22 protein-coding genes are annotated in these 19938 nt (G+C 72.1%); 18 read left to right on the plus strand and 4 right to left on the minus strand.

The genetic code is table 11. From position 1 onward, the window contains the following. Positions 1–6: 6 nt before the first annotated feature. A complete protein-coding gene (locus ACV7NM_RS34130; protein WP_463414283.1) occupies positions 7–555 on the minus strand; it encodes a flavoprotein in 549 nt (182 codons plus the stop codon). Positions 556–733: 178 nt separating this feature from the next. Between ACV7NM_RS34130 and ACV7NM_RS34135 the strand changes: the two genes are divergently transcribed. After that, positions 734–1201 carry a dihydrofolate reductase family protein gene (locus ACV7NM_RS34135; RefSeq protein ID WP_463414284.1) on the plus strand — a complete coding sequence of 156 codons (468 nt, stop codon included), beginning with the start codon at positions 734–736 and terminating at the stop codon, positions 1199–1201. 59 nt (positions 1202–1260) lie between these two features. On the opposite strand, the gene ACV7NM_RS34140 is transcribed toward ACV7NM_RS34135, so the two are convergent. Further along, the gene (locus tag ACV7NM_RS34140; RefSeq protein ID WP_463414285.1) at positions 1261–1737 is read right to left on the minus strand and encodes a GNAT family N-acetyltransferase; all 477 of its coding nucleotides are present in this window, start codon (positions 1735–1737) and stop codon (positions 1261–1263) included. Between the two features lie 182 nt (positions 1738–1919). Here ACV7NM_RS34140 and ACV7NM_RS34145 point away from each other — a divergent pair, with 182 nt between their 5' ends. Continuing rightward, positions 1920–2954, plus strand: a complete 1035-nt coding sequence (locus tag ACV7NM_RS34145) for an NAD-dependent epimerase/dehydratase family protein (protein WP_463414286.1) — start codon at positions 1920–1922, stop codon at positions 2952–2954. Here ACV7NM_RS34145 and ACV7NM_RS34150 read toward each other — a convergent pair. After that, positions 2858–3874 (minus strand): ScbA/BarX family gamma-butyrolactone biosynthesis protein, encoded by a 1017-nt coding sequence (locus ACV7NM_RS34150; protein ID WP_463414287.1) that lies wholly within the window; start codon positions 3872–3874, stop codon positions 2858–2860. The two genes, ACV7NM_RS34145 and ACV7NM_RS34150, sit on opposite strands and share 97 nt — an antisense overlap. 606 nt (positions 3875–4480) lie before the next feature. Here ACV7NM_RS34150 and ACV7NM_RS34155 point away from each other — a divergent pair. From ACV7NM_RS34155 to ACV7NM_RS34180, 6 genes are all read left to right on the plus strand, one after another. Further along, entirely contained in the window at positions 4481–5182 is a 702-nt protein-coding gene (locus ACV7NM_RS34155) for a ScbR family autoregulator-binding transcription factor (RefSeq protein WP_463414288.1), read from the plus strand. A 101-nt stretch (positions 5183–5283) separates the two neighbouring features. Continuing rightward, entirely contained in the window at positions 5284–5976 is a 693-nt protein-coding gene (locus ACV7NM_RS34160) for a ScbR family autoregulator-binding transcription factor (protein ID WP_463414289.1), read from the plus strand. Between the two features lie 341 nt (positions 5977–6317). After that, positions 6318–7154, plus strand: coding sequence for an AfsR/SARP family transcriptional regulator (locus ACV7NM_RS34165; protein WP_463414290.1), 837 nt, complete (start codon positions 6318–6320; stop codon positions 7152–7154). Between the two features lie 222 nt (positions 7155–7376). Beyond that, positions 7377–8198, plus strand: coding sequence for an AfsR/SARP family transcriptional regulator (locus tag ACV7NM_RS34170; protein WP_463414291.1), 822 nt, complete (start codon positions 7377–7379; stop codon positions 8196–8198). A gap of 214 nt (positions 8199–8412) precedes the next feature. Then, positions 8413–8676 (plus strand): acyl carrier protein, encoded by a 264-nt coding sequence (locus ACV7NM_RS34175; protein WP_463414292.1) that lies wholly within the window; start codon positions 8413–8415, stop codon positions 8674–8676. 95 nt (positions 8677–8771) lie between these two features. Then, positions 8772–9743 (plus strand): SRPBCC family protein, encoded by a 972-nt coding sequence (locus tag ACV7NM_RS34180; protein WP_463414293.1) that lies wholly within the window; start codon positions 8772–8774, stop codon positions 9741–9743. A 54-nt stretch (positions 9744–9797) separates the two neighbouring features. Here the strand turns inward: ACV7NM_RS34180 and ACV7NM_RS34185 are convergent, their stop codons facing one another. Further along, positions 9798–10397 (minus strand): ScbR family autoregulator-binding transcription factor, encoded by a 600-nt coding sequence (locus ACV7NM_RS34185; RefSeq protein ID WP_463414294.1) that lies wholly within the window; start codon positions 10395–10397, stop codon positions 9798–9800. A gap of 250 nt (positions 10398–10647) precedes the next feature. On the opposite strand from ACV7NM_RS34185, the gene ACV7NM_RS34190 reads away from it, so the two are divergent. The 10 genes from ACV7NM_RS34190 (at position 10648) to ACV7NM_RS34235 (ending at position 19938) form a co-directional block, all read left to right on the plus strand. Next, positions 10648–11418: a response regulator transcription factor gene (locus ACV7NM_RS34190; RefSeq protein WP_463414295.1), complete on the plus strand. Its 771-nt coding sequence runs from the start codon at positions 10648–10650 to the stop codon at positions 11416–11418. Between the two features lie 51 nt (positions 11419–11469). Further along, on the plus strand, positions 11470–12330 hold the full coding sequence (locus tag ACV7NM_RS34195) for a hypothetical protein (protein ID WP_463414296.1): 861 nt from the start codon (positions 11470–11472) through the stop codon (positions 12328–12330). A gap of 153 nt (positions 12331–12483) precedes the next feature. Beyond that, positions 12484–13953 carry an FAD-dependent monooxygenase gene (locus ACV7NM_RS34200; RefSeq protein WP_463414297.1) on the plus strand — a complete coding sequence of 490 codons (1470 nt, stop codon included), beginning with the start codon at positions 12484–12486 and terminating at the stop codon, positions 13951–13953. Positions 13954–14022: 69 nt separating this feature from the next. Further along, complete coding sequence (locus ACV7NM_RS34205; RefSeq protein WP_463414298.1) at positions 14023–14679, plus strand: TetR/AcrR family transcriptional regulator C-terminal domain-containing protein; 657 nt, start codon at positions 14023–14025, stop codon at positions 14677–14679. A gap of 33 nt (positions 14680–14712) precedes the next feature. Beyond that, complete coding sequence (locus ACV7NM_RS34210) at positions 14713–15045, plus strand: TcmI family type II polyketide cyclase (RefSeq protein ID WP_463414299.1); 333 nt, start codon at positions 14713–14715, stop codon at positions 15043–15045. Positions 15046–15082: 37 nt separating this feature from the next. Further along, positions 15083–16351, plus strand: a complete 1269-nt coding sequence (locus ACV7NM_RS34215) for a beta-ketoacyl-[acyl-carrier-protein] synthase family protein (protein WP_463414300.1) — start codon at positions 15083–15085, stop codon at positions 16349–16351. After that, on the plus strand, positions 16348–17565 hold the full coding sequence (locus tag ACV7NM_RS34220) for a ketosynthase chain-length factor (protein ID WP_463414301.1): 1218 nt from the start codon (positions 16348–16350) through the stop codon (positions 17563–17565). Before ACV7NM_RS34215 ends, ACV7NM_RS34220 begins: the two co-directional genes overlap by 4 nt. Positions 17566–17718: 153 nt before the next feature. Then, complete coding sequence (locus tag ACV7NM_RS34225) at positions 17719–17994, plus strand: acyl carrier protein (RefSeq protein ID WP_463414302.1); 276 nt, start codon at positions 17719–17721, stop codon at positions 17992–17994. A 91-nt stretch (positions 17995–18085) separates the two neighbouring features. Further along, a complete protein-coding gene (fabG, locus tag ACV7NM_RS34230; RefSeq protein WP_463414303.1) occupies positions 18086–18871 on the plus strand; it encodes a 3-oxoacyl-ACP reductase FabG in 786 nt (261 codons plus the stop codon). Positions 18872–18921: 50 nt separating this feature from the next. Continuing rightward, positions 18922–19938, plus strand: a complete 1017-nt coding sequence (locus ACV7NM_RS34235) for an aromatase/cyclase (protein ID WP_463414304.1) — start codon at positions 18922–18924, stop codon at positions 19936–19938.

Here is a 19938-nt window from a genome sequence, read left to right on the forward strand (position 1 = left end):
GGCCGGTCACGGGGTCGGGCGGGCCGTCGCCCGGTCCACCGCGTCGAGGGCCGGTGTCCAGGGGAAGGGCGCCGGGGCGACCTCGCCGGGCGGGGCGGGGGTGAAGCCGCTCTCGCCGTACAGCAGCTCAACGCCCGCGCCCCGCAGCACGGTCAGCGACAGCTCGAAGCGCGGGTGCGCCGCCAGGGCGGTGCTCAGGCAGGGGACGGCCACGGTCGGGGTGCCCCGGCCGATGGCCTCCGCGGCGACCCCGGCGACGAACCGGTCGGTGAGCCCGAGGGCCCAGGCGTTGAGCGAGTTGAAGGTGGCGGGGGCGAAGAGCACCGCGTCCGCGGGCGGCCAGGCGTCGGGGTCGCCGGGCAACGGGTACTGCCACAGCACGGGATTCCCGGTGAGCGCGGCCAGTCCGTCGAGGCTGGCGGACACCCAGAGCGCGGCGGTCGGGGTGAGACCGAGGCAGACGTTCCAGCCGCGCGACTGGGCGTCCTCGATGACATGAGCCACGTCGAAGACGGGCGGGGCGGCCGAGCAGAGCAGGTACAGAGTCCTCGTCATACCGCCATGTGATCATATTCTCCGACCTCAATCATGCTTGAGGGTGCAGGATGATCGACATGGACGGCGATTTTGCGCGGCGGACGTGGGGGGCCGATGAGTTCCGGGCGGCCCCGACGAGGACCGAGACGGAGGCTTCGGCCACGGTGGTTGGTCCCACCCGTTCTTCGACCCCGAGGTGGTCGGCGGCGCCTTCACCGACACCTTGGCGGGCGCCGAAGCGCTGCTCTTCGGGCGCCGTACATGGCAGACGATGGCGGCGGCGTGGCCCGAGAGGGCCGCTGATCCCTTCGCCGACCGGATGGACTCCCTGCCCAAGTACGTGGTGTCCGGCACGCTGGGCGAAGACGAGCCGACCTGGGAACACACCCGGCTCGTCCCCGCCGCCGACGCCACCGCCCGGATCGCGGAGCTGCGCGCGACCGACGGGGGCGACGTGATCGTCATGGCCAGCCCCACGCTCGTCCGCGGCCTGCTGAGCGAGGGCCTGGTCGACGAACTCCGCCTCATCGACATGCCGGTGTTGCTCGGCGGCGGAAAGTCGATCTTCCCGCAGGACGGCGGCCTGCGGACGCTGGAGCTGGTTTCCGTGGTCACCGGTTCCACGGGCGTGAACGTCTGCACCTACCGGCCGGTGACGGCGTGAGCGCCCCGGTGAAGGGACCCGCGAGCGAAGGGTGAGCGGCGGCCCGTACCCGGCCGGCGCTACTTCGAGGGCGCCAGGTCGAGGACGCCCACCCGCTGGCCGCCGCTGAGTTCCCCCGTGGTGCGAAAGCCCAGCCCGAGGTAGAAGGGCTCGGGGCCGCGCTCCCCGGCGTGCCAGGTGACGTAGAGGCGCGAGCCGCCGGAGCGGCGGACCTCCTCCGCGACGGCCCGGACCGCGAAGCTGCCGTACCCCTTGCCCTGGTGGTCGGCGGAGATGTTCAGGCGCCACAGGCCCGAGCGCCGGTCCGCCGGGTCGCCGTCCCAGGGGTAGTCGAGGAACGCCATGACGAACCCCACCACTTCGGTGCCGTCGACGATGGCCCGGGGCCAGGCGAGCGGCCCGTGGACGTACGCCTCGGCAAGCGATTTCAAGACAGGAGAGACGAAGTGCTCCTGGTGCGGGTGGAGCCGGATCGCGCACACGGCGTCGAAGTTGTCACTGGTCACCGGCGTCAGACGGGGAGTTGAGCTGATCATATTCTCAGCCTACTTTCCCGTGGGTGGGTGATCACCGAGCCGCGTATGGGGTATGACAGGTGAGGACCCCGGCGGGGAGCGGCCGTCAAGGCACCTTCGGCGGAGAGCGCCCTACGAGACTTCCTGCGGAGCTCCAGCAGTGCCCCCACCAGAGCCTTCGGCTCTCCGGCGAAAGGCTGTCGTTGATACCCGAGCGGATCCTCGTGACGGGCGGCACCGGCTTCGTCGGCTCCCACGTGACACGACGGCTGCGGACCACCGGTCCGGACGCCCCCGTGCTGCGGCTGTTCACCCACCGCCGCCCCACCCCCGGGGACGACGCCGACGCTCGGGTCGTCGAGACCGTGACCGGCGACCTCACCGACCCGGGCTCGCTGCGCGGGATCTGCGACGGCGTCACCACCGTCGTCCACCTGGCGGCGCGGATCGGTGGCACCGAGGAACAGTGCCGGGCGGTCAACACCGAAGGCACCCGCGCCCTGCTGGCGGAGGCGGAGCGCGCCGGCGTAGGGCGCTTCGTGCACCTGGGCACCGCGGCCGTGTACCGGGACGAGCCGCACCGGGGCGCGGCGGAGGGGGTACTGGTCGAGGAGCCGTCCTCCTCGACCAGCGTCACGCGGTTGGCCGCCGAACGGTTGGTCCTCGCGGCCGGCGGTACCGTACTGCGGCCGCACCTGATCTACGGCCGCGGGGACACGTGGGTAGTCCCCGCGATCGCGGACCTGATGGGCCGGCTCCCGCACTGGGTGGACGGCGGCCGGGCGCGGATCTCGATGATCTCGGCGGACGCGCTGGCGGGGGCGTTGGCGGACCTCGCCCGGCTGCCCGGGTTGCCCGCCGGGCAGGTGCTGCACGCCTCCCACCCGGAGCCGGTGACCTGCCGTGAGCTGATCACCGCCGTGGGCCGGGCGCTGGACGTGCCGTTGCCGCAGGGTGAGATCACCCTGGACGAGGCGCTGGCGCTGTTGGGCGGCGCGGACGATCCCTTGGTACGCCGCAGGCTCTCCCTGCTCACGGTCGACCACTGGTACGACAGCAGCCGGCTGTGGAAGCTGGTGGGGGCGGAGCCGGGCCCGCGGCCGGCGGAGACGTTCGAGCGGTACGCCTCCTGGTACCGGGATCAGAGGGCGGCGAGCGCCGGGGTGGTGACGGGCCCGGATGCGGCGACGGGAACCGTGCCGGTGACCGTGGCCTCGAAGACCTTCACGTCGCCCTGACGGCCGACCACCCGCACCGTGCGCACGGAGGGGTCCGGGGAAGGGGCCGGCTCCGTCTCGATCCAACACGGAGCGTCGAGTTCGGCGTAGTTGAGGAAGGACGACTCGATGCCGGTGACGCTGAACGAGTCGGTGGCGAAGGAGCTGTACGCGGCCTGGCGGGCCGCCTCGACCAGGACCATCGCGGGGTGGTGGTCGTTGGCGTGCTCGAACAGGATCGGGTGGTTCAGGTCGGGGTTGAGCAGCCAGCGGCCCGCTTCCCCGGTGGGGGCGAGGACGACGTCGATCGGCAGGAGCCGGCCGGCCTCGACCGGGCGGATCGGAGTCGCCCGGGCCGCGGGTGCGGCGGCGCTGCTGGTGCATTCGCCGCGTAGCCGTCTGTAGACCGCCGGAGGGACGAAGCTGAAGAACGCGGTGCCGGTGGCGGCGACCCGGCCGTCACGGCGGACGCTCACTTCGAGGAAGCCGGAGAACCGGTTGCCCTTCCAGGCGAAGTCCCGGCAGGAGGCGACGAGTTCGAGGTCGGTGGGTCTGGTGCCTATGAAGAGCTGTGCGGGGTCCGCCTTGAAGCCGAGGCTCCACAGCAGCGCGTTGTGTCCGAGCGGTACGCCGTACTCGGCGTGGCACAGCAGGAGCCCGGCCTGGCGGATGGTCTCGCCGGCCTGAACGGGGTCGTGACTGGTGCCGTCGGCGGTGGTGAAGAAGGTGTGGGCGCGGGGCCACTGGCCGTTGAGCATGAAGAGGTCGTCACCGATGCGCTGGTAACCGGTCAGGAACACCTCTGCGACGGAACTCCGGTGGACGTATTCCCTCGGTACCGTGCTCGTGAGCTCTGGAAGGTCGTTGCAGCGCGTCCAAGGCGCCCCTGTCCCGGTCAGGGGCTGCACCTGGGCGTCGGTTTGGAACGTCAGCAGGGTCATTGACCTCTCCACAGAGTCGTAACGACGGTTGGGGTGCACTCCTGATCCCGCAAGATACGTACTCTCCGGTTTTGTTTGCAAGGTGGTTCGAAGGGCAGTTGTGACACGGCCCATGTCGCGAGTGGGCGTCGACAAGGGTCCGCGGGCCCCCCATCCCGACCCCTACCAGGCACGTTACGAATTGATCGCACTGCGTGGCACCGGGAGGTCCCGTCCCAAGTGGGAGGTGCTATTCCGTTCCTCGGCGGCCCCCGCGAGGGGGCGCCGCCTCAAATGTCCGTACCCCCTGCCGCCTGCGGAGAGTGGGTCCGGCGCATGGGGCGCCAGCCCGCGGACACGCGGTTGAAACCTGCAACAAACCGATCAAGCGGTTTAGTATTGATTTCGGCACGGGGGGTCGGGGGGTCGCCCGGAAGAGGGTGGTTCGCTCCCGTGTGAAGCGGGGCGACGGGAGGAGGCGCCCCGATGAAAGCGCCTCGAACTCCAGGTTGTTATCTTCCTGGACTTGATAAAATACGGACCTTCTGGTTCTTTTTGAGGTGGGGGAGAGGGGGATCTCCGAAGAGAGCCCCCTGGTCGGTTTTCCCACACACCATCGGAGGCATCGTGGCACGGCAAGAGCGTGCGGTCCGCACGCGGCGCGCAATCTTGGAGGCGGCGGCCGCCGTCTTCGACGAGCGAGGCTACGAAGCGGCGACGATCGCGGACATCCTCGCCCGGGCGGGCGTCACCAAGGGTGCGCTGTACTTCCACTTCTCCTCGAAGCAGGAGTTGGCGCAGGGCGTCCTCGACGAGCAGATGGCCGAAGGCGGTGTCCCACCGCGCGAGAGCAAGCTCCAAGAACTCTTCGACGTCGGCATGGTGCTCGGGCACCGGATGCGGCGCCATCCCATGCTGAGCGCCGGCGCGCGGCTGTCCCTGGGGCCCGACATGCGGGAGATCTTCGGCGGGGGATCGGTTCCCGCCTGGATCGACATCACCGAACAGCGGCTGGCCCAGGCCAAGGCCCAGGGCGAACTGCTCCCGCACGTGGAACCCGCCGAGGCCGCCTGGATCCTCTCCGCCGGTTGGGCCGGCGTACAGCTCTACTCGCAGACGTTGACCGGCCGGGCTGACCTCGAACAACGGGTGGCCTCGCTCTACCAGCACATCTACCCCAGCATCGCGACTCCCGCGGTGCTCGCGCGCCTCGACATGGCGGCGGACCGCGGGGAGCGGGTCGTGGACGAGATCCGCGAATTGGAACTGTCCCTCGGGGAAGAGGCGGAGGCGGCACGGGCCGCGGTCAAGGAGCCGGTGCTTCCCTGAGGGGGTCGAGGGGGACTCCGGGCCGATTCGATCGGCCCGGCCGACCATCACGATCCACACGTTCCCTGGGGCAAACCGCTGATACGGTTTGTGGAGATGTCATGGTGAAGCAGGAGCGCGCGGTCCGTACGCGCGAAAGTCTGGTCCGCGCCGCCGCGGAGGTGTTCGCCGAGGAGGGGTACGAGACCGCCTCCATCGCCACCATCAGCAGGCGGGCGGGTGTCAGTACGGGCGGTCTGCACTTCCACTTCGGAAGCAAGAGCGCCCTGGCGGAAGCGGTGGTCGACCGGGCGGCGGAGTCCTTGCGGACGATCACCGTCTCCCGGCTCGCCGGGGGCAACCCCCTCCAGTCGCTCGTCGACTCGACCCACGACCTGGTGGCACTGCTGGCCCGGGATGCCGTCGTCAGCGCCGCGTTCGGGCTGGTGGCGGGCAACGGTGCCCGCTCGGCGGTGGGTCGCGAGCGCGGCTGGGCGGTGCGGCGTCAGTGGCAGCGCTGGGTCGAGGCGAAGTTCCACGAGGCGGAGGCCGAGGGGCTGTTGGCCGAGGGGGTGTCCCCGCAGGACGCGGCCGCGGCCGTCGTGGCGGCGATCGTCGGCTTCGAGGTGCTCGGGACCGACCGGCGCGAGTGGTCCTCGCGTTCCTCGCTCACCCGGTACTGGGGGCTGATGCTGCCCCAGTTGGTCGCCCGGCACCGGCTCGGCGACGTACTGGCCGACGGTTCGGGTCCGGCGACCGCCGCCCGCTCCGCCCGGGCGGCCCGGTCCGGCGACCGGCCCGCCCGGGCCTCCTGAGACCGCTCACCGGAGTCGCCGTGGCCGGGCGCGGGTCGCCGCGTCGCCGGTGTCCCGGACCGCTCGACCGCGCCGTCCGATCGGACCGTGCGGTCGGTTCTCGGCCGCTGCAAGCTCCCCTCGGGATGGATCCCGAGGGGAGCTTTCATATGCCACGGCAGGCCCTCCATGGTGCCTCGGAGGGGTAAAGGGGCAGGTCGGAAGCACCATGCGGGGCTTCAGGACAGTGTCTTGAACGAAACAGTACGAACGGTTTGGTATTGACAAACCGGCGATGCTGTTTTTTCCTCATTCCAGCAGGACTCAAGGAAGCATCCAGGATCAAGCAGGGGGAGCACGTCGTGGACATCCGAGTACTGGGCGCACTGGCGGTACGGGAGAGCGGTATCTCCATCACGCCGACGGCCGCGAAGCCCCGGCAGGTCCTGGCGCTGCTCGCGCTGCACGCCGACCGGGTGGTGCCGGTGACCGCGCTCATCGAGGAGTTGTGGGGCGGCGAGCCGCCGCGCAGCGCCCGCACCACACTGCAGACCTACGTGCTCCAACTGCGCACCCTCATCACCGCGGCACTGGAACAGGGCGGCGAAGAGAACCGGACAGCGAAGGACGTCCTCGTCACCCTGCCCGGCGGCTACCAACTGAACAGCGCCGGCGGCACCAGCGACGTCCGCGAGTTCGACCGGCTCGCGGGCCTCGGCTACCGCGCCATGGACTCCGGCGACCACCGCGACGCGGCCCGTCTGCTGCGCGAGGCGCTGGCCCTGTGGTCCGGGCCCGCCTTCGCCGACGTGGCGGGCGGCGTGCAACTGGACATGGAGACCTGGCGGCTGGAGGAGACCCGGCTGTGCGCCCTCGACCGGCGCATCGAGGCGGACCTGCGGCTGGGCCGACACCGCGAGCTGCTCGCCGAACTCACCGTCCTGGCCAGCCGCTACCGCACCCACGAGAACCTGCACGGCCAGTTCATGCTCGCCCTGCACCGCTCCGGCCGCCGCGGCGAGGCGCTGACCGCCTACCAGCGGCTGCGCACCAACCTGGTCGAGGAACTGGGCATCGAACCGTCGACCGCCCTGCGCGCACTCCAGCGCTCGATCCTGCTGGCCGACCCCGAGGGCGCGGCCGACGCGCGGGAGGAGACGGCGCGACCGGCGCGCAAGCGGCTGGTCCCGGCGAGCTGACGGCCCGGCGCACGGCCTGCGGCCCAACCCTCGGCTCACCGAGCTCGTTCACCGAGCTCGTTCACCGAGCTCGTTCACCACCCTCGGCCCACCACCCTCGGAGGGCCGCTCGACAGCGGCTCGAGATTTCGGGGACATCGCACACCGCGCCGCTACCGTGCTCGCGTCGAATGCTGACACCCGTGAGCATCTCGACCCATTCCGGAGGGGAGACGGGAGACCGTGAAGATTCAGGTTCTGGGACCGTTGAATGCCGAAGTCAACGGGGGATCGATCGTTCCTACGGCGGGCAAGCCGCGCCAGATCCTGGCGCTCCTCGCGCTCCACCCCGGACGGGTGGCGCCGATCCCCACCCTGATGGAAGAGATCTGGGGCACCGAACCGCCGCAGAGCGCGCTCACCACCTTGCAGACGTACATCCTCCAACTGCGCCGGCGTCTGGGCACGGCGATGGGCCCCGGCGCCCCCGGCTCGGCCAAGGACGTGCTCACCACCCGGCACGGCGGCTACCTGCTCCAGATCCCGCCGGAGAGCGTGGACGTCCACGAGTACGAACGCCTCGTCGCCGGCGGCCAGAGCGCCTTCGAGGCCGGGGACGACGAGCGCGCGGCCGACCTGCTGCGCAAGGCGCTCGCGCTCTGGGAGGGTCCGGCGCTGGTCGACGTACGGGTCGGACCGGTCCTGGAGATCGAGGTGCTGCGGCTGGCGGAGAGCCGCTTGGTGACCACCGAGCGGCGCATCGACGTGGACCTTCGGCTGGGACGGCACACCGAACTGCTCGCGGAGCTGGCCGAACTGATGGCGAGACATCCGCAGCACGAGGGGCTGCACTCCCAGGCCATGGTGGCGCTGTACCGCTCGGGCCGGCAGGCGACCGCGCTGGACGTCTACCGCAGGCTGCGCACCCGGCTCATCGACGACCTGGGGGTGGAGCCCTCGCACCAGCTCCAGCGTCTGCACCAGGCGATGCTGCGTGTGGACCCGGCTCTGGACGTGGTGGCGGGCCCGCGCCGCAGCTCGACCTTCGACCTGTACGCGGCCTGAACCGGGCGGCCTGCACCGGCGGTCGCGGCACAGGACGGCCTGGACCGGGCGGCCCGGACCGGCGGGCGCCCCACCGGACGGCGGTGCTCCAGCGCCGCCGCACGCGCGCTCAAGGCGGGCTCGACCGGGCGCGGCCAGACTCTGCTCGGCCCGGCACGCGCGTCGGGGCCCCGGGCGGGGCAGCCCGCTCCCGGTGGGAGGAGAAAGGTAGGCCATGGACCGGTTGGAACTCACCGACCTGACCCGCGTCCTGCGGTTCTGGGGAGGGCAGGACGAGGGTGTCGAACTGAACGAGGACACCCTCGACCTCTACTGGATGGAACTCGGCTACGACTGTCTCTCCGTCCTGCAGACCACCGGCTACATCGAGCGGAAGTTCGACATCCTCCTCGACAGTGAGCTGCTCGAAGCCGCCGACACCCCGCGCCGCTACCTCGCCCTCGTCAACAGCGTGCTGGGCGCACGCGCCGCCGTCTGAAACGCCGCAGGTCCTCCGCGGGGCCTCCGCCGAGGCTCCGGCGGGATTCCATCGGCTTGGGACAAGGTCTGGTCAAGCGTTGGAGGAGGTGTCCGATGTCCGTCGGGCGAGCACACCGGATGTCGTGCGCGGTCGACGCCGCAGCCCCGGCCGGCGTCCTGTACGCACTGGTCGCCGACACGACCCACTGGCCGCTGTTCCTGCCCCGCGTCCTGCACGTGGAGCCGCTGGACGCGGACGGCGACGGGGACGGGTTCTGCCTGTGGTCCGCCCCCGAGGAGGCCGCCGTGTCGTCGTCGCGGTGGCGCCGGAACCTCGACGCGGGCGCCCTGCGGGCCGACTTCCACCAGGAGGACCCACGGGCCCCCTTCACCTCGGTGGCCGGCTCCCTGAGCGTGACGCGACTGGCGCCCGGCTGGTCGAGGCTGACGCTGGAGCAGGAGACCACCGTCTGCGGGCCGTGGACGGCGCGGACGCGGCAGGCGCTCGCGGCGGCCGAGCGGGACGCGCGCGCCGCGCTGAACGGCCTCAGGGTGGCGGCCGAGCACTGGAAGGACCTCGACGGGCTGCTGATGACCTTCGAGGACCGCGTGCGCGTGCCCGGGACGGGCGAACAAATCCTGGAGTCCCTCTACCGCGTGGGGGCCTGGCCCGGCCGCGTCCCGCACGTCGTCCGCGCCGACGTCACCGAGGAGCGGCCCGGCGTACAGCGGGCCGCCCTGGTCCGGGTGAACGGCGACGGCTCCGCGTACACCACCGAGTCGGTACGGGTGTGCTTCCCGGCGGCCGGACGCATCGTCCACCGCCAGATCCGGCCGCACCCCCTGCTCGCCGCGCACCGCGGCGAGTGGTCGGTGCTGCCCGAGCCGGTGGCCGGGTGCACGGTGGTGTCCCGACACGCCGTCCTGCTGGACGGGCGCGCGCTCCAGCGGGTGTTGGGGCCGGGCGCGGACCCGCGGTCGGCGCGCCGCCGCGTGCGCGAGGTGCTCCGGCGCGAGGGCGAGGCCGTCCTGGGGCAGACGCGGCCGTCCGCGGGCGAGGACGGCCGCGCCCTGCGCGCGGTGTGACGGCGGGCCGCCGGCCCCCGGGGCGGGCCCTTCGGGGGCCGTTTCGGAGCGCTCTCAGAGGTCCAGTGCGCGCAGGGCCTCCGGTTCCGCCAGGCACGGCAGGACCACCTGCCAGAAGCCGGTCAGGGTGCGCCGCGAGAGCCACTGGGGGTCGTCACGGCCCAGCACCTCGAAGCCGATGGTGGCCGCCACCACCATCGCGGCGGCGTGCCGCCGGCACAGGCCGGGCAGCAACGTGTCCTCGGCGTCCGCCTCCTTGAGCAGCCGGCGGACGTAGGTGTGCCATTCCTCGCGCAGGTCGTGCACCGTCGGGTACAGGACCTCGTGGCCGAGTTGGAAGCCGGCGCGGGTCACCACGTCGGAGAGCAGGGCGTGGGCGAGGGCCAGCGAGCTGTCGGCCAGCGCCTGGAGGGCCGAGGTCCGGCGCGTGTACACCTCGTGGGCCACCGTGCGCAGGCAACCGGCCGCCGCGGACTCCACGGCCGCCGCGACGGCCGCCTTGTTCTCGAAGTGGAAGTGCAAGGCGCCCGGGGACACTCCCGCTCCCGCGCTGATCATGTTCAGCGTCGCCTCCGCGTATCCGCGCCGTCCGAACACCGCGGCGGCTGACTTGATCAGCGCCTGACGGGTCCGGAGGGCGCGCTCCTGTTTCATCACGCTCGCTCCTAGGGCAGTTACACCCTTATTAAACCGTCTCGTTGGTATTGTCCAGCGCCTCATGCTGCGGCAAGGTGGGTGGGTCGTCGGAACGACGAGCGACAGTCTGCCTGTCCTCCCACCCCGTTTCACCCCTTTGTGGCGCGTCTAGCCGGGGCTTGAGGGGTAATCAGATCTTTGACAAACCGACGAAGCGGTTTGTATGTTCGTTGACGTTGTCTCAACTGAGCTTGAGGACGGGGGGCAGATGAACCAGCGTTCCATGGCTGTGCTGGAACCTCACACGGTCGCTGCGGGAGTGAACGGAGGGCACTCCCTCGCGGAGGGTCTGAGAACGCAAGCGAGCGGACCCGCCCAGTCGGCGCTTTGGCGCATTCTCATCGTCGAGAGCAACGCGGTCGAGGCCGAGACCCTGGCGCGCGGCCTGCGCCGCCACGGGCACGAGGTCGACATCGTCGCCACCGGCAGCGAGGCGTTGCGCAGTTACACCGACGCCGATCTCGTCCTGCTCGACCTGGAACTCCCGGACCTCGACGGGCTGGAGGTCTGCCGGGGCATCCGTGCCGCCCACGAGATCGCCGTGATCGCGGTGACCGCCCGGGGCAGCGAACTGGACCGGGTACTCGGCCTCCAGGCCGGCGCGGACGACTACCTGGTCAAGCCCTACGGCTTCCGCGAGCTGATGGCGCGGATGGAAGCGGTCATGCGCCGGGCGCGCCCGCCGCGTCCCGTGGCCGCCGCCATCACCGCCGGACCGCTGCGGATCGACGCGGGGACCCGGGAGGTCACCTTGGACGGGGAGCCCGTCGAGACCACCCGCAAGGAGTTCGACATGCTCTACCTCCTGGCCTCCCACCCCGGCACCGTCATTCCGCGCAAGCTCCTGATGGAGCAGGTCTGGGGCGACTCCTGGTCGCGCCGGACCGTCGACACGCACGTCAGCACGTTGCGCAACAAGATCGGCGCCGGCTGGATCATCACGGTCCGCGGCGTCGGCTTCCGGTTCGGCCAGGGCTGACCCGGTCCGCGACACGATTCGGACCGGCGCGCGAGCAGAAGGGGGAACGACATGACGGTGACGGCCCTGTGTCACGGCGAGGGCTGCCGCAGCGGCCACGCCCGGCGGCGCGCGTCCGCGGGCACACGGCTGTGCCGCCAGTGCCGGGACCACCTCGCCGCCGGGATCGCCGAGCTGGCGCACCTCCACGAGGAGTGCGGCCGGATGCTGGGCGGCGGCGCACCCGGCAGCCTGCGCGAGCGCACCACCGGGGGCGATCTGCCGGGCCTGCCGTTCAACGCCGTCGCCGCCGACGTACGGGCGCGCATCGTCTCCGTACTCGGTTCGTGGAGCGGACTCGTCGCCCAGCAGCGCGGGCTCGCCGCGCCGCCCCGTACCGCCGGCGCCCTCACCTCCTTCCTGCTGCGCCACACGGACTGGCTCGCTGCGCACTCGGCGGCGGCCGAGGCGAGCGAGGAGGTGGCCCGCCTGGTACGGGCCGGGCGCCGCGCGGCCTTCCCCGACCCCGCCCGCAACATCCGGCTGGGCGGCTGCCCCCGGCCGGACTGCGCCGGAACCCTCGACTTCGCCGTCCGGGCGGGGGAGCGGGCCGGCGGCCCCGTGATCGTGTGCGACGCCGATCCGGCCCACCGCTGGACCAGCGACCGGTGGAGCGAGCTGAGCGACTCCATGGACTCGGCGCGGCCGACGGGCACCGCCGGCGCGCCGGCCACCGAGCGCTGGCTGGCCGGGGCCGACATCGCGCGGCTGTGGCAGGTGCCGATGGGCACCGTCTATCGGCTGGCGAGCGAGGAGCGGTGGCGCCGCCGCAACCGGGCGGGGCGCACGTACTACAACGAGAACGACGTCCGAACCTGCTTCAACCGGCGCGCCGAAAAGGGGTCCAAAACCCGGCCCCTGACCTGCCCTTGACATGCTCTTGGCCGTCCCCCGAGGCTGCGGACCGGCTCTTGTGGAACCTGACCGAGTCCTGAATCCACCGCCATTGAATGCCCGTTCGCATCCGAAGAACCTTGTAGTCAAGATCCGGTGCACTGTCTCCGGAGGTGAATTCAAGGAGACGTGATGGACGCACCGGTCATCGTCGTCGGCGCCGGACCCACGGGAATGACGCTCGCCGGCGAACTGCGGCTCGCGGGGGTCCACGTCGTCGTTCTGGAGCGGCTGGAACGGCGTACGGGGGAATCGCGCGGACTCGGCTTCACCGCGCGCACCCTGGAGACCTTCGACCAGCGCGGCCTCCTGTCCCGCTTCGGCGAGATCGAGACCAGCACGCTCGGCCACTTCGGCGGCCTCCCGCTCGACTTCGGGGTGCTCGGGGAGACGACCTGCCGCGCCGCCAAGGCGGTGCCGCAGTCCGTCACCGAGACCCGACTGGAGGAATGGGCCACCGGTCTCGGGGCCGACGTCCGGCGCGGCCACGAGGTGCTCTCCGTGCGCGACGACGGCGACGGCGTCGAGGTGGAGGTGCGCGGCCCCGCCGGGACGCACACCCTGCGCGCCGGCTACCTCGTCGGATGCGACGGCGGGCGCAGCACCGTGCGGAAGGCGGCCGGGTTCGACTTCCCCGGCACGGCCGCCACGATGGAGATGTACCTCGCCGACGTCAAGGGCGTCGACCTCAAGCCCCGCATGATCGGCGAGACGCTGCCCGGCGGCATGGTGATGGTGGGGCCGCTGCCCGGCGGCATCACCCGGATCATCGTCTGCGAACGTGGCACACCGCCGCGCCGGCGCGAGGGCCCGCCGCCCTTCGAGGAGGTCACCGCCGCCTGGCAGCGGCTGACCGGCGACGACATATCGGCCGCCGAGCCGGTGTGGGTGAGCGCCTTCGGCGACGCGGCCCGGCAGGCCGGCGAGTACCGGCGCGGCCGGGTGCTGCTGGCCGGCGACGCGGCCCACATCCACCTCCCCGCGGGCGGCCAGGGCATGAACACCGGCATCCAGGACGCCGTCAACCTGGGCTGGAAACTCGCCGCGGAGGTACGGGGCCACGCTCCGCCGGCCCTGCTCGACAGCTACCACGACGAGCGGCACCCGGTCGGCCGCCGACTGCTGATGAACACCCGCGCCCAGGGGCTGCTGTTCCTCAGCGGCGCCGAAGTGCAGCCGCTGCGCGACACGCTCGGGGCACTCATGGCGTACGAGGGCGTGGCCCGCCACCTCGCCGCCATGGTCAGCGGCCTGGAGATCGCCTACGACGTGGGCACGGGCACCCATCCGCTGCTGGGCCGGCGCATGCCGCGCCTGGAACTGGTCGGCCCGGGCGGCGCGACCTCCAGCACGGAGCTGCTGCACCCCGCCCGAGGCGTGCTCCTCGACCTCGCGGACAACCCGCGGCTGCGGCAGCGGGCCGCGGCCTGGGCGGATCGGGTCGACATCGTCACCGCGAAACCGCTCGGGGACCCGGCGGACGGGGAACTGCGCGACACCACGGCACTGCTGATCCGTCCCGACGGCTACGTGGCCTGGGCGGCGCCCGGCAGCCACCACGACCTGCCCATGACGCTGGAACGCTGGTTCGGCACTCCCTGACGCCCCGCACCACTTGCCGGCCGGCGGACCCGCCGGCCGGCCGAGCACGTCACGAGGAGGACCCCGAACATGGCCCTGCCGCCGGCCACCCTTGAGCGCACCCCCCGGCCGCCGGACGGTGCGGCCGAAGAGCGCCGCGCCATCGTCCGGGCGGCCCGCACCGTACTGGCCCGCGAGGGCTGGAGACACTGCACCGCCGAGGCCACGGCCGTCGAGGCGGGCGTACCGACGGACACCGTGCGGCGGTGCTTCCCCGACCACGAACACCTGCTGGAGCGCGTGCTGCTCGACAGCTCCGTCTCCGTGGCGGCCGCCCTCGCGGCCGTCGCCGAGAGCTGCCTGGCGGAGATCACCGACCTGGAGCAGGACCTCATCGCGCTGGGCCGGGCCTGGCTGGCGCCGCTGGAGGCGTTCCGCGAACACTTCGCCATCGTCCGCCACGTCAGCGCCGAGGTGACCCGGCTGCCGGCCGGCGCCGTCGAGAAGTGGCAGGCGGCCGGCCCCCGCCAGGCCCGCCGCGAACTGGCCCGCAGACTCCGGGGCGTCGCCGCCCGCGGACTGCTCGACATCCCCGACGCCGACCAGGCGGCGGAACGGTTCATCCTGCTGGTTCCCTCCGGCGTCGTCCAGCGGTCCTTCCTCGGGGCGCTGCCCGTGCCGCGCGCCGAGGCCGACGCGCTCATCGCGGACGGCGTGGCGGACTTCATCCGGCTGTACCACCCCTGAACCACTCCCCGACGCACGGAAGAGAGAGACCCGATGACGCACAGCAACCTGATCGTGGCCCGGATGGACAGCATGTCCAGCGATCAAGTGGCCCAACTCTTCGCCGAGTTCGACAAGACCGACATGCCCGAGCGGATGGGCACCCTGCGCCGTCGGCTGTTCATGTACAAGGGCCTCTACTTCCACCTCCAGGACTTCGCCGAGGACGACGGCGGCCGGCGCATCCAGGAATCGCGCAACGACCCCCGCTTCATGAAGATCAGCCACGACCTGCTGCCGTTCATCCAGCCGTACGACCCGGCGACCTGGCGCACCCCCGCCGACGCCATGGCCACGCGCTTCTACGACTGGAAGGCGTCCGAGTGAGTCGCCGCCACGCCGACACGAGGGGAGGGCCGTACCGGTGGTTCGCCGGGTAGTGATCACGGGGGTCGGAGTGTTGGCGCCGGGAGGCACCGGCACCGGGGCCTTCTGGCGCCTGCTGAGCCAAGGGCGCACGGCGACGCGGGAGATCAGCCTCTTCGACGCCTCCGCGTTCCGCTCCCGGGTGGCGGCCGAGATCGACTTCGACCCGCGGGCGCACGGGCTGACCCCGCGGGAGATCTGCCGCATGGACCGCGCGGCCCAGTTCGCCGTGGTGTCGGCCCGCGAGGCGTTCGCCGACAGCGGGCTCGCCCTCACCGGCCTCGACCCCCACCGCACCGGTGTCAGCCTCGGCACCGGCGTCGGCGCCGTGGGCGCGCTCGACCGCGAGTACCGCGCCGTCAGCCACGACGGCCGGCTCGCCGTGGTCGACCACACCTACGCCTCGCCCGACCTCTACGACCACTTCGTGCCCAGCTCGTTCGCCGCCGAGGTGGCCTGGGCCGTCGGCGCGGAGGGCCCCGTCACCACGGTCTCCACTGGCTGCACCTCGGGGATCGACTCGGTAGCGCACGCCGCGGACCTGATCCGCGACGGCAGCGCCGACGTCATGGTCACCGGAGCCACCGACGCCCCGATCACGCCGATCACCCTGGCCTGCTTCGACGCCATCAAGGCGACGACCCCGTACAACGACGCGCCGGGCACCGCCTCCCGCCCCTTCGACGCCTCCCGCAAGGGCTTCGTCCTGGGCGAGGGCGCCGCGGTGTTCGTCCTGGAGGAGCTGGCGGCCGCACGCCGGCGCGGCGCGCACGTCTACGCGGAGATCGCCGGACACGCGGCGCGCTCCAGCGCCTTCCACATGACCGGCCTGCGCCCCGACGGGCGCGAACTGGCGGAGGCCGTCACGGTCGCCCTGGACGCGGCGCACCTGCGCCCCGCGGACGTCGACTACGTCAGCGCGCACGGCTCGGGCACCCGGCAGAACGACCTGCACGAGACGGCCGCGTACAAGCTGGCCCTCGGCGACCACGCCTACCGGATCCCGATGAGCTCCATCAAGTCGATGATCGGGCACTCGCTCGGGTCGGTCGGCTCGATGGAGATCGCCGCCTCCGTCCTGGCGATGCGGCACCACGTGGTGCCGCCCACCGCCAACCTGCGCACTCCCGACCCCGAGTGCGACCTCGACTACGTACCGCTGCGCGCGCGGGAACACCGCACCGACGCCGTCCTCACCGTGGGCAGCGGATTCGGCGGGTTCCACAGCGCGATGGTGCTGACCCGCCCCGACAGGAGGACCGCATGAGTGCCAGGACCCTGGTCACCGGCATCGGGGTGGCCGCCCCCAGCGGGCTCGGCGTGGAGGACTTCTGGGCGGCGACCCGGATCGGCAAGAACGCGATCGGCCCGGTCACCCGCTTCGACGCCTCCTCCTACCCCTCCCGCCTGGCGGGCGAGATCCACGGCTTCGACGCCAAGGAACAACTGCCGGGACGGCTCGTACCGCAGACCGACCGGGTCACCCAGCTCGCGCTGGCCGCCGCCGACCACGCCTTCGCCGACGCGGGCGTGGCGCCGGGGGACATCGACCCGTACCGCATGGGCGTGGTCACCGCGGCCGGGTCCGGCGGCGTCGAGTTCGGCGGGAACGAGCTGCGCAAGCTCTGGGGCCGGGGCGCCAACCACGTCAGCGCCTACCAGTCCTTCGCCTGGTTCTACGCCGTCAACAGCGGGCAGGTCTCCATCCGCCACGGCCTGTACGGGCCCTCCGGGGTCGTCGTCAGCGACCACGCCGGCGGCCTCGACGCCCTCGCGCAGGCCCGGCGCCAGATCCGCGCCGGCGGCAAACTGGCCGCCACCGGCGGCTTCGACGCCCCGATCTCCTCCTGGGGCTGGGCGGCCCAGCTCGCCGGCGGCCTGATGTCGACCCGCACCGAACCCGAGCGCGCATACCTGCCCTTCGACGAGGACGCGTCCGGCTACGTACCGGGGGAGGGCGGCGCCCTGCTCGTCCTGGAGGACGAGGACAGTGCCCTGGCCCGCGGCGCCCGCACCGTCTACGGCGAACTCGCCGGATACGGGGCGACCTTCGACCCCCGGCCCGGCAGCGGGCGCGAGCCGGGCCTGCGCCGCGCCATCGACACGGCGCTCGCCGACGCGGGTTGTCATCCCGCCGAGGTCGACGTGGTCTTCGCCGACGCCGCGGGGACCAAACGGCTCGACCGCGAGGAGGCCGAGGCCATCACCAGCGTGTTCGGTCCGCGCGGGGTTCCCGTCACCGCCCCCAAGACGACGACCGGACGGCTGGGCGCGGGCGCGGCTCCCGTGGACGTCGTCTCGGCGGTGCTCTCCATGCACGAGGGCCTCATCCCGCCGACCACCAACGTGGAACTGTCGCCCGCCTACGACCTCGACCTGGTCGCCGTGCGCCCGAGGACCGCCTCGGTGCGCACCGCCGTGGTCCTCGCCCGAGGCCGCGGCGGTTTCAACTCCGCGGTGATCCTCCGCGCCGTCGACTGACGGGCCGCCGACCGCCGCTCGCTGACGGCCGACCGCCGTAGTCACCCGCTGCCCGGACCCGCCCGGACCCCGCCAGCGGGCCCCTGAACCGCCACCCCGACAACGCCCCCCGCCGTGTCCTCCCGGGCGCGGCCACCCACGAAGGGACCCACCTTGTCCACCACCGAATTCACCTTCGACGACCTCAAGCGCATCCTCCTGGACGGCGCCGGCGCCGACGAGGAGGTCGACCTCGACGGAGACATCCTCGACACCGACTTCGAGTCCCTGGGCTACGAGTCGCTGGCGCTGCTGGAGACCGGCGGCCGGATCGAGCGCGAGTTCGCGATCACCCTGGACGACGACATCTTCGCCGACAACTGCACGCCCCGCGCGCTGATCGCGGCCGTCAACGCGACCCTGCGGGCCGCCGCCCTCGTCGACGCGTAGGGCGCCTCTTCCACGGCGGCCGACCGCACCCGTCGGGGCGGCGGCCGCCGCCCCCCCCGGATTCCCCCAGCTTCCCTTGGAGAACACACACATGTCGGATCAGGACCGGAAGGTCGCCGTCGTCACCGGTGCCACCAGTGGGATCGGCCTGGCCGTCGCCCGACTGCTGGGCGCCCAGGACCACCGGGTGTTCATCGGTGCCCGCAGCGCCGACAACGTCGCCGCGACCGTAAAGCTGCTCCAGGACGAGGGCCTCGAAGTCTCCGGGGCCGTGGTCGACGTCCGCTCCACCGACGAGGTCCGCGCCTGGATCCAGGCCGCCGTCGACCGCTTCGGCCCCATCGACGTCGTCGTCAACAACGCGGGCCGCTCCGGCGGCGGGGTCACCGCCGACATCGACGACGAGCTGTGGCACGACGTCATCGACACCAACCTCAACAGCGTCTTCCGCGTCACCCGCGAGGCGCTGACCACCGGCGGCCTGCGCGAGAAGAAGCGCGGCCGGATCATCAACATCGCCTCCACCGCCGGCAAGCAGGGCGTCGTCCTCGGCGCCCCCTACTCCGCCTCCAAACACGGCGTGGTCGGCTTCACCAAGGCGCTCGGCAACGAACTCGCCCCCACCGGGATCACCGTCAACGCCGTGTGCCCGGGGTACGTGGAGACGCCCATGGCCCAGCGCGTGCGCCAGGGGTACGCCGCCGCCTACAACTCCAGCGAGGACGCCATCCTGGAGAAGTTCCAGGCCAAGATCCCCCTCGGCCGGTACTCCACCCCCGAGGAGGTCGCCGGCCTCGTCGGCTACCTGGCCTCCGACAGCGCCGCCTCCATCACCTCCCAGGCCCTCAACGTCTGCGGCGGCCTCGGCAACTTCTGACTCCGAACCGCCCCGACCCTCCCGAGCCCCAGCCTCAAGGAGCCATCAGCATGTCGCAGCCCGGCCTGCGCGAAGTCGAGCACGAGATCACCGTCTCGGCCCCGGCCACCGCCGTCTACCGGTTGATCGCCGAGGTCCGGAACTGGCCCCGGATCTTCCCTCCCACCATCTACGTCGACCACATCGCCGAAGGCGCCGGGGAGGAGCACATCCGCATCTGGGCCACCGCCAACGGCGAGGCCAAGAACTGGACCTCCCGCCGCACCCTGGACCCGCAGGCCCTGCGCGTCACCTTCCGCCAGGAACTCCCGGCCCCACCGGTCGCCGCGATGGGCGGGGCATGGGTCGTCGAGGCGCTCTCCGCCGACACCTCGCGGGTCAGGCTGTTGCACGACTACCGTGCCGTGGACGACGATCCGGCGGGTCTCGCGTGGATCGACAAGGCCGTCGACCGCAACTCCCGCTCCGAACTGGCCGCGCTGAAGACCAACCTGGAGCTGGCACACGCCGCCGAGGACCTGACGTTCTCCTTCGAGGACAGCGTCCGGGTCGACGGCTCCGCCAAGGACGTCTACGACTTCGTCAACGAGGCCGGGCTGTGGCCCGAGAGGCTGCCGCACGTGGCGACCGTACGGCTGACCGAGGACACCCCCGGACTCCAGGAACTGGAGATGGACACCCGCGCCAAGGACGGTTCGCTCCACACCACCAAGTCGTACCGGGTCACGTTCCCGCACACCCGGATCGCCTACAAGCAGACCACCCTCCCGGCCCTGATGACCCTGCACACCGGGTACTGGACCTTCACCGAGGACGACGGGGGCGTGACCGCGTCCTCGCAGCACACGGTGACCCTGAACACCGCGAACATCGCCGCGGTGCTCGGCGAGGGGGCGAGCGTCGAAGACGCCCGGCAGTACGTGCGCACCGCCCTCGGCACCAACAGCCTGGCCACGCTCGGCCACGCGAAGGCCCACGCCGAGAACCGCGCCGGGAACGGCAGCGGCAACGGCACCGCACGAGCCGAACACACCGAACACACCGAACACACCGAGACCAAGGACTGA

It is taken from the genome of Streptomyces sp. Tek67B01, assembly GCF_055231995.1.

Bases quoted from the DNA above. Each gene is read 5' to 3' on its own strand.
- ACV7NM_RS34130 (WP_463414283.1), bottom strand. From the start codon at position 555: ATGACGAGGACTCTGTACCTGCTCTGCTCGGCCGCCCCGCCCGTCTTC.
- ACV7NM_RS34140 (WP_463414285.1), bottom strand. From the start codon at position 1,737: ATGATCAGCTCAACTCCCCGTCTGACGCCGGTGACCAGTGACAACTTC.
- ACV7NM_RS34150 (WP_463414287.1), bottom strand. From the start codon at position 3,874: ATGACCCTGCTGACGTTCCAAACCGACGCCCAGGTGCAGCCCCTGACC.
- ACV7NM_RS34160 (WP_463414289.1), top strand. From the start codon at position 5,284: ATGGTGAAGCAGGAGCGCGCGGTCCGTACGCGCGAAAGTCTGGTCCGC.
- ACV7NM_RS34175 (WP_463414292.1), top strand. From the start codon at position 8,413: ATGGACCGGTTGGAACTCACCGACCTGACCCGCGTCCTGCGGTTCTGG.
- ACV7NM_RS34180 (WP_463414293.1), top strand. From the start codon at position 8,772: ATGTCCGTCGGGCGAGCACACCGGATGTCGTGCGCGGTCGACGCCGCA.
- ACV7NM_RS34185 (WP_463414294.1), bottom strand. From the start codon at position 10,397: ATGAAACAGGAGCGCGCCCTCCGGACCCGTCAGGCGCTGATCAAGTCA.
- ACV7NM_RS34190 (WP_463414295.1), top strand. From the start codon at position 10,648: ATGAACCAGCGTTCCATGGCTGTGCTGGAACCTCACACGGTCGCTGCG.
- ACV7NM_RS34195 (WP_463414296.1), top strand. From the start codon at position 11,470: ATGACGGTGACGGCCCTGTGTCACGGCGAGGGCTGCCGCAGCGGCCAC.
- ACV7NM_RS34200 (WP_463414297.1), top strand. From the start codon at position 12,484: ATGGACGCACCGGTCATCGTCGTCGGCGCCGGACCCACGGGAATGACG.
- ACV7NM_RS34205 (WP_463414298.1), top strand. From the start codon at position 14,023: ATGGCCCTGCCGCCGGCCACCCTTGAGCGCACCCCCCGGCCGCCGGAC.
- ACV7NM_RS34210 (WP_463414299.1), top strand. From the start codon at position 14,713: ATGACGCACAGCAACCTGATCGTGGCCCGGATGGACAGCATGTCCAGC.
- ACV7NM_RS34220 (WP_463414301.1), top strand. From the start codon at position 16,348: ATGAGTGCCAGGACCCTGGTCACCGGCATCGGGGTGGCCGCCCCCAGC.
- fabG (WP_463414303.1), top strand. From the start codon at position 18,086: ATGTCGGATCAGGACCGGAAGGTCGCCGTCGTCACCGGTGCCACCAGT.
- ACV7NM_RS34235 (WP_463414304.1), top strand. From the start codon at position 18,922: ATGTCGCAGCCCGGCCTGCGCGAAGTCGAGCACGAGATCACCGTCTCG.